The sequence below is a fragment of the Paenibacillus faecis genome, assembly GCF_008084145.1.
GTDB classification, from domain to species: Bacteria; Bacillota; Bacilli; order Paenibacillales; family Paenibacillaceae; genus Fontibacillus; species Fontibacillus faecis.
The window spans coordinates 727207-740907 of sequence record NZ_VSDO01000004.1; the positions used below are offsets into that span (position 1 = coordinate 727207).

Consider the following 13701-nt stretch of genomic DNA (forward strand, 5'->3'; position numbering starts at 1 on the left):
AAAGAGGGCGGTTGAAGATGAAGCAAACTTATATCGGACCGGAGGGTGTGTTGGAGAAGCGGCGGAAGTATTTCTATCCTTGTACCAGCCACTTTTACCGGAATCCGCCGCAGTTGGTCAAAGGCGAGATGCAGTATTTGTACGGGCATGACGGCACGTGCTATACGGATTTCTTCGCGGGCGTCTCCGTGGTCGCCGGCGGTCACTGCAATCCGGAAATCACCCGGCGGACCGCGGAGCAGCTGCAAACCCTTCAGCATACGTGCACGATTTATTTGACGCAGCCGAACGTGGACCTGGCCGAGCGGCTAGCGGGCGTGCTGCCGGGACGGCTCGCCCGGACGTTCTTTGTGAACAGCGGCTCGGAGGCCAACGAAGGCGCGCTGCTGCTCGCCCGTTTGCATACCGGGCGGAAAGGGTTTATCGCGCTGGAGCAGGGCTTGCACGGCCGCACGTATCTGACCATGAGCGTCACGGGCCTGGCGATGTGGCGCGCCGATCCGCAGCTCGACCATCCGCAGGCGCAGGCGGTCGAGGATGTGTCGTTCATCCCGCGCCCGTTCGAACGCGGGATGAGCCGGGAAGCGGCGGCACGCCGCTCCATCGATGCCCTGAAGGAGGTGCTCGCGGAGAAGGGCGGCGACATCGCCGCCATGATCGCGGAGCCGATCCAGGGCAATGGCGGCATTATCGTGCCGCCGGACTGGTATTTCCCTGAAGTGAAGGCGCTGCTGGAGCAGTACGGCGTACTGCTCATCGCCGATGAGATTCAGACCGGCTTCGGCCGCACGGGCCGTATGTTCGCCATGGATCGCTGGGGCGTCACGCCCGATATCGTGACCATGGCGAAGGCGCTGGGCAGCGGCGTGCCCGTGGCGGCGTTTGCCTCGACGGACGAGATCGCCGCCAGTTTCACCCGGCCTTCGGCCTCCACGTTCGGCGGCAATCCGGTCTCGTCCGCGGCCGCGTTGGCGGTGCTCGATTACATCGAGACGCACCGCCTGCCCGAGCGCGCCGAGCGCCTCGGCCGCCAGGTGCTGGACGGCCTGCGGGAGCTGGCCGGCCGGTTCCCGCGGCTCGTCTCCGACGTGCGCGGCGCGGGGCTGATGGTCGGCGCCGAGCTGTGCGCCGACGATCCGGGACGCGGAGCGCAGCTCGTTGACGAGGTGCTGGAGGAGATGAAGGACCGCGGGTATCTCATCGGCAAAAACGGGGTCGACCGGAACGTGCTGGCTTTTCAGCCGCCGTTGGTCATTACGGAGGAGGATATCGCCGAAATGCTCGCCGCTCTGGGGCAAGCCCTGCATGCCGCCGGTGAGGTAAAGGGGGAGATCGCACATGGAGTACGCCCGTAGAATCGGCTCAAAAATCAAACTCTACAGCGAATTGGTGATGTTTTCGCATACGCTGTTTTCCCTGCCTTTCGCCATCATTTCGATGGTATGGGCCGCGGAAGGATTTCCTTCCTGGCGGGTCATGCTGTGGGGGCTGATCGCCCTCATCGGGGCCCGTAACGGGGCCAACGCCTTTAACCGCGTGGTGGACCGTACCTTTGACGCGCAGAACCCGCGCACGGCCCACCGGCACCTTCCGCGCATGCTGTTGGGGGAGCGGGAAGTACTGAGGTTCGTGGGGATCAATTACGCCATCTTCATCTTTGCGGCGGGGATGCTGAATCCGCTCTGCCTGATCTTGTCGCCGGTGGCTATTTTTCTGATCTCATCCTATTCTTACACGAAGCGCTTTACTTATTTGAGCCACCTGTATCTCGGCTTCACGATCGCTTCCGCTCCGATCGGAGCGTGGTTCGCCGTGACCGGCCGCTTTGCATTTACCCCGTTTATCCTGGGGACGGTCGTTATGCTGTGGATCGCCGGATTTGATATCATCTACGGATCCCAGGACATCGAATTCGATAAAAATCACGGACTGTGGTCCATTCCCAGCATCTTCGGCCTAAAAAACGGCTTGCGCATCGCCGCCGGACTCCATCTGATTATGGTGCTGCTGCTGATCGCGCTAATTCCGATTCGGCAACTGGGCTGGCTCTATATCACGGGGATCGTGATCTCCATCTTCCTGCTGATGACGGAACATAAAATCATTACGCCGTCAAACCGCAAGGTCATGAAGGTGGCGTCCTACAATCTAAACCAGGTGATCAGCATGGTGATCCTGTTCTTTACGCTCGGGGATTATTTCCTCACCTAAAAAAATACGGGCTGCCAAGTGGTTTTTCCACAAGGCAGCCCGTATTTTTTTGTCTCAGGGCGGTGCGGTCCGCTTCCTTGGAACCTGGCCGATGAATAGGGGCCGTATGGGGCGCTATTTTGTCGAATTCGGCTTAGCGGAGGGAAATAGCGGCGTTTTGGGGTCTTATTTTGGGGAAAAACGTCCCAAATGGTGTTTTTGGGGTCCATTCCCGTGAAATAAGGCCCTTTTTGGCCGCTATTTTTCCCGAACACGCAAATCGGGTCGAAATAACGGCCCAAAAGGCCGTTATTCGGCGGGCGGCTGAAGAAGCTGCGGGTACCGGACCCAGTTCGCCACGCCGCCGCTAAAATTGGCCCATAAATCTCATAAAGGCTGGCAAGGTAAGCACCCATATCGGTTTTAATGCGACGCTAGGGCTTGTTTGACAGCTACTATCCCCGTAAAGGCGATTCTGGCCGAAATAACGCCCAAAATGGCCGCTAATGTGCCGGACATCGGTGCGTAATGTGCCGAAAAGCTGGTGCACTAATCTACCCGACAGTTGATGCGCCAATGTCATGGACAACTGGTGCGCCAATGTGGCGGACAGCAAGTGCGCTATTGTGACAGACAGTTGGTGCGTTTATAAGGCGTACCGCCGGAGAACCCGCTCAGCAACGAATCGCCGGTGCTGCCTCGGCCAGTAAGCGAGAGCACCGGCGCCGGTAAGCAGTGCTGCCCTCGTCTAGGAAGCGTGGCACCAGCGGCAGTTGCGCAGTGCTGCCTCAGGCGGGCAGAGGCTAAACCGGCGCCGTAACACTGCTGCGGTCCAGCTCCGGGGGGATGGGGGATCAGCTTTCCCGCCCGCCAAAATAGTGCAGCAGCGTCTGCAAGTCCCGGTGAGCCGGGAAGGTTCTCAGCCGGTTGATGATGGACTCGGCCTCGTCCAGATAACGGCGGCCGAGGCGTTCGCTTTCGTCCAACGCCCCCGACTGCTGTATTTTCCCGATGACCGCATCGGTAACTTCCGCAGGCGTGTCCGGGCCTATCGCCCGGATTGCGGGAGCCAGCCGTTTGTCCCGCAGCGCGAACAGCACCGGCAGCGTAACCTGCCCCTTGCGCAGGTCGCTGCCCGCCGGTTTGCCGAGCTGTTCCGCGGACTGCGTAAAATCGAGAAGATCGTCGCGGATTTGGAAGGCCATGCCGAGCTTTTCCCCGAAGCTGTATAGCAGCTCCGCGATGTTCTCCTCGGCGCCGGCGGATTGCGCGCCTATTTTCAAACAGGTCGCCATCAACTGGGCCGTCTTGTTTCTCGATTTCTCCAGATACTCGTCAATGGTGACGTCGTAATCAAAAAGATGCGAGAGCTGTTGATACTCGCCAAGACAGAGCTGGGTGGTCGCCAGGGAGGACAGGTCGTAAACGTACCGTTCCCGTTCGGCGGAGTATACGGACAGAAGCTCGATGACCCGGGCGGACATGTAGTTGCCGACATGAAGCGCTCCGCTTACGCCGAGCTTGATATGCATGGCCGGCTGCCCCCGGCGGACCGGAGAGTCGTCGATGATATCGTCATGGATGAGGGAGGCGGCGTGGATAAATTCGGCCGCTGCCGCGAGCCGCCAAACTTTACGCCTGTCAGGCGACGGGCCGAAGCGGCTGCCGACGATCACCATGAGCGGGCGGACTCTTTTGCCGCCGGAACGGACCAATTCCACGATACTCTTACCGAGTGCGGAAGAACGGGGAATGTCTTTGTCGTACTTCACCATGTTTTCAATTTCACGGTCCACCGAGCGGAGTGAAATATCGAGCGCTTCGTCAAGCGTAAGTTGTGGCTTCATGCGAAGACCCCTCCTTAGGGTACTGTTCGTTTGAGTTTAAATCGCCCGCCGGATATGGTGATTTTCCAACTGCACATATTGTTCGAGGCTTGTTAGCAGGCGGTCGTCCTCCGCCCGGCCTTCCGCGCGTTGGATCTGGATCTGTTTAATAACGGGAGCGAGTTTGGCGAGCAGATCGATCTCGCTCCATTTCAGGCAGAGCTGTACATATAAGCTGTATAGGTAGTCGCCGTCCAGCACTTTGCGGACAAGGGCTTCCCCGCCGCCGGTGCCTTCACATTCCCCATGACGCTGGAGGGCGAGCTTGATTGCGATATAAATGGACAACAGGCGCTGACGGCGAAGCGCAGGCATATCGGATTGCTCCAAGAGCAGGGCGTAAGGCTGAATGTCTGCGATCGGCAAGTCAAGCTCTATGCCGGCTTCGGGCGACAGTTCGCCCCGTAACAAGTGGCTAGCGTTCTGGATGAGCTCAACATTCATAAGGGCACACTCCTCGGCTGAATACCGCGATAGTTAAAATCTTAGGTATTGGATTAAAAATTAGAGTAATGTGCGCGTACGCACATTACTCTCCGTGAAATAAGTTAAAATGCTTAAATAGTTCATTTCATTACTTGATTAATCCGTGTACAAATACCATCTTCGTACGAGCGGAATCTTCTTCCATTGTTTCTTCAGCCAAGGGAGGACGTAGTAATCGAGGCCGAAGGTGCTTCCGGAGCCGCCGATCAAGGCTACCCCTGCGGTCATATACCAGAGCATTTCGGTCGAAGCCATGCTGGACGACCAGATCATGATTCCCAAGGCGACCGTGACAGCCGAAGCAACCGCCGTGAACAAACCGACGATGATCAGGATGCCGAGTGCGATCTCCATGAATACCATGAAGAATTGGAATACGGTAGCAAGCGCCGTGTAGCCTCCGTCCGAGGTGTAGAAGAAAATATCCATAAACCAATTGACGATGGACTTGATGAATCCCGGTACCGGCAGGGCGGTGACCGCCGTCGAGGCGCTCTCGACCGCGGAAGCGGCCGCCTGGGCGTCTACGGTTTCAGTAACTTTGCTGGCCGCTTCACTCGCGGCGGATACGGCGTCACCCGCATGTGGAGAAGCCGGAATCAGGAAGATGTTGTTCGGATCCTTCAGGATCTTCGGAAGCTTGTCGAGCCCTTCTTCCAGCCACTTGTAACCGACGAATAACCGCAGCGGAACGAGCCAGAAATTCGGGGAACGCTTGGCGAAATGACCGCCGACAAAGCTTCTGCGATTATTGACATGGAAGAACTCGTGCATCATATAAGTCCAGACTTTATTGAATCCGGCGACGGTGAACAAGTAATACATGTTAATCAAGTGCTTGCTGAACATCGCCATGAAGCCGGTAAGCATGAACATTTTATTTGGAAGCCCTACGTTCGCTACGCCATAGCGGCTGCCGATGCAGACCATCGTTCCGTGGAAGCCGGGCTTATAAGATTTCTTCGGCTTGTTATGCACATCGGCGTGGATGTTATGGGCGATCAGCGGACCGGCCTGTTCGGCGTTTTCGACCATCTGCGGCACCGGACGGGTCTCGCCTTCCGGAATGTAGAAGATGTTGTCGCCGACGACGTAGACATCTTCATGATCGATGCTTTGCAGCTTGTCGTTGGTGACGATCCGTTTGCGGCCTTCCTGCTTCACATCCAGCTTGCCGACGAGCTCCGAGCCTTCGACTCCAGCGGTCCATACCACCGTGTCCGCCTCGAGTTCTCTGTCGCCAAGGACGACGCCGCCGGGGGTAACACCGGTGATTTTGGCGCTGGTGACGATTTCGACGTTCATCTTATGCAGGCGTTTTGCCGCCTTATCGATCAGCTTGTCGGGCAGGATCGGCAAAATTTTCGGCGCCATATCCGCCACGACGAGACGAACCTCGTCCGGTTCAATATAGAATTCCTTACATAACTCATCGCGGAATTCCGCCAATTCGCCGACCAGTTCGACCCCGGTAAAGCCGGCGCCGACCACGACGAAGGACAGCTTCTTCCGGCGTTTGACCGGATTGGTCTCCTTGGCGGCTTCGCTGAATTTGCGCCGCACTTGTTCTTTCAGACGGACGGCGTCTTCAAAGGACCAAAGGGTCAAGGAATGTTCCTCGGCACCCGGAATTCCGAAGAAGGTAGGTTTACAACCGGTACCGATCACCAGGTAGTCGTATTTGTAAGTGTTTTTCTCGGAGCGGAGCTCCTTGGAAGCAAAATCGATGTGGTCGATGGAATCGAGCACCACATCCACCTTTTGTCCGGCAAAAATCTTTTTAAGTTCGATTTTGACGGAATCCTCCGGCGCGCGATTGGCGGCCACTTCGTGGAGTTCGGTCAGCAGGGTGTGGTAAGGATTGCGGTCGATCAGCTTGATCTCGACATCCTTGTCTTTTTTGAACAATTTGGCCAGATGTTTGGAAGTCACCACGCCGCCGTAACCGCCGCCCAGAACGACTATCTTTTTCAAGAGACTCACCTTCTTGTTATAGAGTGGAAATCATGGAGCCACAGGCTTTATTTCGCTTGTTCCAGCGCTTTGGTTACCAGGTCGAAGTAGGACTTCAAGCTGATCGATACGCCGGAAATCGCGTCGGTTTTGCCTTCTTCGTTAAAAGTAAGGGAAGCCGGATCCTGCTTTTCAACCAGATAGGCTTCGGCTTTGGCGGCTTCTTCATGCCACTCGGCTTGCGCACCGCCGGCTTTCATGCCGTACTTGCCGTCGATCGAGTTCTGCTTCTTGTCTTCACCGGCTTGGTTTACGCCGCTGAAGTTGACCTTGATAATCTTGCCAGCGGCGATGACCACATCCGCGGTTTCCTTCCAGCCGCTCTTCTCGTCGAACTTATCCCCTTCGGCGTGATAGGTTCCGTCTTTGTACGGGCCGACTTCTACCGGACCTGCCGTCAGAGCTTGATCCGCCAGGTTAAAGAATTCGTCGACGTGTACGGATACACCGGCAATGGCGTCGGTTTTGCCCTCTTCATTCAGTGTGATCGCTTTCGGATCTTGCTTCTCGATCAGGTACTGCTCCGCTTTCTCGGCCTGCTCATGCCATTCGGATTGAGCTCCGCCCGCCTTCATGCCGTACTTGCCTTCTTTGGAGTAGGTTACTTTGTCTACACCGACATTCGCGTTGGTCGCGTTCCACTTGGCTTCCGTAATCTTTCCATCGGAAACCGTCAGCGTAACGTAGTATTGCCAGCCGGTTTTGGCGTCGGCTTCCCCTTGGGCGAAGTAAACGCCGTCTTTATATTTGCCTTGTTCGGTTCCGGCGTTGGCGTCGTTCGTCCCCGTTTTGGCGCTGTTCTCCGCCGGGGTATTGTTGGCCGGAGCGGCCCCTTTCCCTTCGCCGTTGGAACCGCAACCGGCGAGAACGCCAAGCAGAAGGGCACTGCACAAAAGAATGGAAAATTTCTTCATAAATAATGACCTCCAATTTGGAATATATATATTAAAATGTACGGACATTTTAATAACGACATAAGAGGGCGGAATTCGCGCCATTGCTGGGTTTCTAGGACTATTAGGGGAGTCCCAAAACCTTTGTTCGATGGCATTTTAGCATATCTGGATGGGGGTTAATGTGAAAAATATCACTTAGTATGTGATAAAAAACAACCCCGAAAAACGCCGTAAGCAAGGCACCGCTTAGGGTTTCGGGGTTGAGAGGAGAGGCTTACCTTCAAAAATATTTTTTTAAAATTTTATTTATCCGGAGGAAAGGGCTTGTCTATCTCCTTCTCGTCCACATCGCCCGGAATCAGCTCCGGAGTAGGCGCGACCGGGACGTGTGGCGATTCCCGGAAACTAAAAATTTCTTTGATTTTTTCGCGTTGGGCCTTTGGTCCGAGGATGTAAAGCGTGTCTCCTTCCCGGATCACGGTATTCCCCCGAGGGGTGACGATTTGCTCCCCGCGAATCACCGCCGTCACGAGTACTTCTTCGGGCAGATTCAGCTCCTGCAGTTCCTTGCCGATAATCTTCATTCCCGCATGGATATGGAGGTGGTTGATCTCCGATTTGGTCTTGCCCAAAGCGACCAGTTCCAGCAGGGAATGCTGCCCCGAAGCGCTTTCGCCAGCCAGGCCGAGCTTCACCGCCAAGGGGGAGATCGTGGCTCCCTGAATGACCGCCGAAGTCAGGATAATAAAAAAGACGACATTAAAGAAAAGGGGCCCGTTCGGTAAACCGCTCATCAGCGGGTAGGTCGCCAGTACAATGGGAACGGCGCCGCGGAGGCCCGCCCAGGAGATCAGCACCTTTTCCGGAAAGGAGAATTTGGAGAACATCGTACTGAAAAACACGCCGACAGGACGCGCCACAAGCATCAAGAGAAGCGACAACGCCAAGCCGGGCAGCATAATTCCCGGCAGTTCGGCGGGGAAGACGAGCAGGCCGAGCAACGTAAACATCGTGATTTGCATGATCCAGCCAAAACCTTTGTTGAACTGGAGAATCGACTGACGGTAGGTCAGATCCGAATTGCCCAACACGAGGGCCATCACATATACCGCAAGCAGCCCGCTGCCGTGCAAGGCGGAGACGACGCCGTAGGACAATATGGCAAAAGCTATGGCCATAACGGGGTATAAGCCCGAGGAATCAAAATTCATACTGTTGATCACTTTGACCGCCAGCCAGCCGAAGCCCAACCCCAGCAGCAGGCCTAAGCCCATTTCGAGAAAAAAGGAAAGCGCGAGCGAGACAAGATCATGTTCTGGATGCTGAATCCACTCGATCAGCGTGACGGTTAGGAAGACCGCCATCGGGTCATTGCTGCCCGATTCGGCTTCCAGGGTTGCCGTAAGGCGCTCCTTTATATTTTTTCCCCCGAGCACGGAAAAGACCGCGGAGGCATCCGTACTTCCGACAATGGCTCCGAACAGCAGGCCCTCTTCCAGGGAAATACCCAATATGTAGGTCGCGCTGATGCCGATGATGACCGTGGTAATCAGAACTCCGATCGTGGCGAGCGAGAGAGCGCTGGAGATGACGGGCCGAATCGTCGTGTACTTGGTTTGCATGCCCCCCTCGAACAGGATGACAATTAAAGCGAAGGTGCCGACCAATTGGGCGAGAAAGGCATTGTCAAAATAAACAAAGCGGCTGAGCACCATGCCCGCGGCGATGAAAAACACGAGAGCCGGCAGCCCGAAACGGCTGGAAAACTTGGTGGCGAATACGCCGATCAGAAGCAAGCTGGCCAGCAATATAATGATCGAATCCGTGAGTGCGGTAAGGTCCATAGCCTGCCTCCCTTCTAAGTAGTTCTAACATTCATTAATCATGAAATCCGGATATGAAGCTGCCGTTCCCGCTTCTTATGAAAACTTTTCTCGCTTCTGCCGATAATGATGTAAGAAGCGTTTTGTTCCGCGAAGCGGTACGGAAGGAAGGACGGGCGATTCCTTGACGGTATATAACACTTTTATTTCTCGTTTGAAGCTCAATTATGCAGCCGGTACGCTTCTGGCGATCACAGCGGCCGGCAGCCTGATCCTATTTGCCCCTTTGAACCTTCCGAGCGAAGAGTATTATTGGCTGTCGGGGGTGCTGTTTTTTTCGATCTGCGTGATGTTTGCGTTGGAATGGTCTGTGTTTACAATGCAGGTTAAACCGATCCGCAACTGCTTCGCGAAGGAAGGCGGCAGCTATTCCGGCCTGCAAACGGTTTACATACGGACGCATCGGCTGCCCGTTCTGGCCGTCAAACGGATTCTCGGCCCCCATCTGTTCGGCCTGCTGCTGCCGGCTGCCGGGTTGACGCTATGGCTGATTTACATCGGTAAGTTATCGATTCCTTACTATTATGTCCTGCTCGCTTCGATCGGAGTAATTATCGTGGCCGGGATGCATGCGCTCCTCGAATTTTATTTAACCTCCTATACTATTCGTCCGGTTTTAATGGAGCTCTCTTCCCGGTCGCTCCGGCTATACGGCAAAGAACTTTCGCTCGGGGGCAGGGTCCTCTTGTCGATACGCCGCAAGTTGAGATGGAGCTTTTTTATGATCGGGGCGTTCCCTCTCCTGCTATTCAGCCTTTCCGTGCAATTTCGCATGGGGGGGAAGTGGATGGACATCGATTCTTCCTATTGGCAATGGGCCGTCTACATTCTAGCGGTCGGTTTCGGCTTCGCCTTTATCGGCTCCAGGCTGCTGACCCGGGAAATCGTGCTGCCGATCCAGCATCTTTACGAAAAGATGGCCGAGGTCAAGGTCGGGCAGATCCGGTCGGGGGCAAGCGACCTGTTCTCCGACGAGTTTTCGCGGCTGGTATCGGGGTTTAATCATATGCTGCGCGGGATCAAGGTTCAGGCCGAGCGCAACAACCAGCTGTTGGAGAGCTATTTTGCGACGCTGGCGGCCGCCCTGGATGCCCGCGATCGATACACGGCCGGCCACTCTCTGCGGGTCGCGGAATATGCGGTCGAAATCGGCAGGCTCGCCGGTCTTTCCGATGAGGAACTGCAGGACTTGAGAAAAACGGCGCTTCTGCACGATATCGGAAAAATGGGCATCCCCGATTCGGTCCTTTTAAAGGAAGGCCAATTGAGCGATGAGGAATGGGAACGAATCAAGCAGCATCCCGTACTTGGCGAAGCGATTTTAAAACGGATCGAACCGGCCGACGCGATGGAACCTTTTCTGCCCGGCGTAAGGTCGCATCATGAGCGGTACGACGGCGCGGGCTACCCCGACGGGTTGAAAGGGGACCAAATTCCGCTGTTCGGCCGGATCATCGCGGTGGCGGATGCTTTTGACGCCATGACTTCCGATCGGCCTTACCGGAAGGGACTGGACGAGGATAAAGCGATAGCGATTTTGGAAGAAGGCCGCGGGACCCAGTGGGATCCTTATTTTGCGGAGCTTTTTATCGAGGCCTATCGCAATAAGCGAGTGAAGAAACAAGCCCAATAATCTCATTGGGTTTGTTTCTTTTTTAAGGCCGCAAGAGGAGGATCCAGGTTCAAAGCCATAGTCTGCGGGTATTAACAACATATACGGAAAGTTCCCATGCTCATTCTGCTTTGTTACAAATCGGACAAGGAGTTGATCTGAGATGGACGAGAACGTATTCAAGGGAAAATGGAACCAGTTCAAGGGTGAAGCCAAGAAGCAGTGGGGCAAGCTCACGGATGACGATCTGGATATCATCGCCGGTGAAAAGGATAAGCTTGTGGGCAAACTCCAAGAACGTTACGGACATACCAAGGATGCAGCCGAGCGGGAGTACGAAGACTGGGCCCGTGCCCGTAAGTAGACTCGCGGCTTGAGCCTGAACTGTCGGAGGCGAGAAGATGTACGTATCCCGCGTAATTACCGGAAAAATCATCGAGATGCGGGGAGACAGCGTGGTGACGGTCCAGGGGGATACAGTCAGCACTTATCATCTCCGTTATTATTCTTTGCGGGAAGTGGAAGTTGAACCGCAGCTTCAGCCCGAAGTCGAGCCTTTGCCCGAACGGGGCGGACTTCGTGGCCTGTGGGCCGGCCTGCTGAAGCGAGGGGCTGACCGCAGCCCGCTGCCGCTTCCGCTATTCTGGAAAAAGGGCGCGAATCGAATCTGATTTGCGCTCTTTTTGTATGGGGTTAATTCCATTTAATCAAACATTTGTAAATCAACTCATCTCCTTCCTGTATCTCAGGATGTGATAAGATGGAAGAGCCTCACTGGAGGAATAGATGTCGGGAGTGAGCTTATGGGTTTTGGCAAGATGTTTCTGCTTAATCTCGGGATGCTGGTCACATTTGCTTACCTGGTAAACGTGGTCTACAAATATGCATTGTCGAAAATCAACCCTAAACTAAATTATGTGTTATCCGTGCTGATCTTCGTTTTTTCCGGGTGGGTCTGCATGGAGTTCGGATTTCAGCTTAGCGAAAACGTGATCTTTGACCTCCGCCTGGTCCCCTTGATCATCGCCTCGGCCGTCTACAAGAAGCCTTTGCCGCTGGTTTTGATCGGCCTCGGCATCGGGTTGGCCAGGCTGACGTTCGGGGTAAACGATGCGGCTATAGCCGGGCTGATCAATATGTCGATTATGGGCGCGATATGCGCCTTGCTTAACATTTGGATGCGGCGTACCGACTATCGCTTGGTGATTAAGGCTCTGTTTACCATCCTGGTCGCGAACGTCTTCAATACGATTAACATCGGCGTGTTCGGCGTGATTCCCGCCAGGCAGTATTTGCTGGAGATCGCGCCCGTTACGTTTCCGTTAACCGTGGGGATGAGTATCGCGTTTGCGCTGATCCTATGGGATTTTCAGCTGGGGCGCAAACATACGCAGGAACTCAGCTATGCCAACAATCTGCTGCAAAAGCAGACGGAAGAACTGCGAATGGCCAAGCTGGCTTTGGAAGAACGCGCGGAGCAATTGGCGATGGCTTCGCAGTATAAGTCGGAGTTTTTGGCGAATATGTCTCACGAACTGAGAACACCGTTAAACAGCATCATTAACTTGGCACAGATTTTGGCGGAATCCGAAGAGGGGGAAGACCAAGGGAAGGGCGGCGATGACAGCCCCAATTTCGGAACAATCATTTACAAATCGGGACAAGACCTGCTCGGCATTATAAATGATATTTTGGATTTATCCAAGGTGGAAGCGGGACATATGGAAATCGTGCGGGAACCGGTGGGGCTGAGGGAGATGGCCGACTCGCTGGAGATGCATTTTGCACATATCGCCAGGCAAAAAAATATCCGGTTCGAGGTCCGCATTGAGGAAGGCCTGCCGGGCACGATAGTGTCCGATGCCCAGCGGGTCAAGCAAATCATGCGGAATTTGCTGTCCAACGCCTTTAAATTCACCCATCACGGACAAGTGAAGCTGGAGATCCGCAAGCCGTCGGGGGATGATGGGCTGCCCGGAGAGTGGATTGTGTTCGCGGTCACGGATACCGGGATAGGAATCCCGAAATCCAAGCAGGAGGCCGTTTTCGAAGCGTTCCGCCAGGCGGACGGTTCCATCAGCCGGAGATACGGGGGAACCGGCTTGGGGCTCTCGATCAGCAAAAACCTGGCCCAACTGTTAGGAGGACATATCCGTCTGCAGAGCCAGGAGGGGGCCGGGAGCACGTTTTCCTTGTACCTGCCGATTACGTAGTTCACACCCCACACCTCCGTCAGCGGTTGCGTTTGGAGCCCAAACCTGTCTACAATATAAGAAATTTAAAAAAGAGGGATGAGCGATGAATAAACAAGTCATATCCACAACAGCGGCCCCGGGGGCTATCGGGCCTTATTCGCAAGCCGTTCAGATCGGAGAGCATGTGTTCACCTCCGGTCAGCTTGGATTGAACCCGGAGACCGGTGAATTGGCCGCCGGGATCGAGGCGCAAACCGAACAGGCGCTGCGCAATCTAGGCGCGATTTTGGAGGCGGCGGGCACCGGACTGGACAAAGTCGTGAAGACGACGGTTTTCCTGAAGGATATGAACGATTTCGCCACGGTGAATGCCATCTACGGGCGGTTCTTCAGCGAGCCGTACCCGGCGCGCAGCGCCATCGAGGTAGCCCGTCTGCCGAAGGACGGACTTGTGGAGATCGAGGCGATCGCTTTCAAATAAGCGATCCCTGGGAATTTGGGACGGTTCCTTGGCGGGCCCGTCTCGGTTGAAGAGGCTTT

At 55.2% G+C, this 13701-nt stretch carries 12 protein-coding genes; 7 read left to right on the forward strand and 5 right to left on the reverse strand.

Annotated features, from left to right (window positions below; all coding sequences use genetic code 11):
• Positions 1-17: 17 nt before the first annotated feature.
• Together FRY98_RS21005 and FRY98_RS21010 are read left to right on the forward strand one after the other, a co-directional pair.
• Positions 18-1355 carry an aspartate aminotransferase family protein gene (locus FRY98_RS21005; protein WP_148455952.1) on the forward strand — a complete coding sequence of 446 codons (1338 nt, stop codon included), beginning with the start codon at positions 18-20 and terminating at the stop codon, positions 1353-1355.
• Positions 1339-2211: a UbiA-like polyprenyltransferase gene (locus tag FRY98_RS21010; RefSeq protein WP_148455613.1), complete on the forward strand. Its 873-nt coding sequence runs from the start codon at positions 1339-1341 to the stop codon at positions 2209-2211. The genes FRY98_RS21005 and FRY98_RS21010 overlap by 17 nt, the downstream gene beginning before the upstream one ends.
• A gap of 833 nt (positions 2212-3044) precedes the next feature.
• Here the strand turns inward: FRY98_RS21010 and FRY98_RS21015 are convergent.
• The 5 genes from FRY98_RS21015 to FRY98_RS21035 all read right to left on the reverse strand — a co-directional run bounded on the left by FRY98_RS21015 (position 3045) and on the right by FRY98_RS21035 (position 9315).
• On the reverse strand, positions 3045-4037 hold the full coding sequence (locus tag FRY98_RS21015; RefSeq protein WP_148455615.1) for a polyprenyl synthetase family protein: 993 nt from the start codon (positions 4035-4037) through the stop codon (positions 3045-3047).
• A 36-nt stretch (positions 4038-4073) separates the two neighbouring features.
• Positions 4074-4520: a hypothetical protein gene (locus FRY98_RS21020; protein ID WP_148455617.1), complete on the reverse strand. Its 447-nt coding sequence runs from the start codon at positions 4518-4520 to the stop codon at positions 4074-4076.
• Between the two features lie 138 nt (positions 4521-4658).
• Positions 4659-6536, reverse strand: a complete 1878-nt coding sequence (locus FRY98_RS21025; RefSeq protein WP_148455619.1) for an FAD-dependent oxidoreductase — start codon at positions 6534-6536, stop codon at positions 4659-4661.
• A gap of 47 nt (positions 6537-6583) precedes the next feature.
• On the reverse strand, positions 6584-7489 hold the full coding sequence (locus FRY98_RS21030; protein WP_148455621.1) for an FMN-binding protein: 906 nt from the start codon (positions 7487-7489) through the stop codon (positions 6584-6586).
• A gap of 284 nt (positions 7490-7773) precedes the next feature.
• Positions 7774-9315: a potassium/proton antiporter gene (locus FRY98_RS21035; protein WP_148455623.1), complete on the reverse strand. Its 1542-nt coding sequence runs from the start codon at positions 9313-9315 to the stop codon at positions 7774-7776.
• 163 nt (positions 9316-9478) lie between these two features.
• On the opposite strand from FRY98_RS21035, the gene FRY98_RS21040 reads away from it, so the two are divergent.
• From FRY98_RS21040 to FRY98_RS21060, 5 genes are all read left to right on the forward strand, one after another.
• Positions 9479-10987, forward strand: a complete 1509-nt coding sequence (locus FRY98_RS21040; RefSeq protein ID WP_148455625.1) for an HD-GYP domain-containing protein — start codon at positions 9479-9481, stop codon at positions 10985-10987.
• A 142-nt stretch (positions 10988-11129) separates the two neighbouring features.
• Positions 11130-11330 (forward strand): CsbD family protein, encoded by a 201-nt coding sequence (locus FRY98_RS21045; protein ID WP_148455627.1) that lies wholly within the window; start codon positions 11130-11132, stop codon positions 11328-11330.
• A gap of 37 nt (positions 11331-11367) precedes the next feature.
• Entirely contained in the window at positions 11368-11637 is a 270-nt protein-coding gene (locus FRY98_RS21050) for a hypothetical protein (RefSeq protein ID WP_148455629.1), read from the forward strand.
• A gap of 132 nt (positions 11638-11769) precedes the next feature.
• Positions 11770-13179: an ATP-binding protein gene (locus tag FRY98_RS21055; protein WP_148455631.1), complete on the forward strand. Its 1410-nt coding sequence runs from the start codon at positions 11770-11772 to the stop codon at positions 13177-13179.
• An 85-nt stretch (positions 13180-13264) separates the two neighbouring features.
• A complete protein-coding gene (locus tag FRY98_RS21060) occupies positions 13265-13642 on the forward strand; it encodes a RidA family protein (RefSeq protein ID WP_148455633.1) in 378 nt (125 codons plus the stop codon).
• Positions 13643-13701 lie beyond the last annotated feature (59 nt).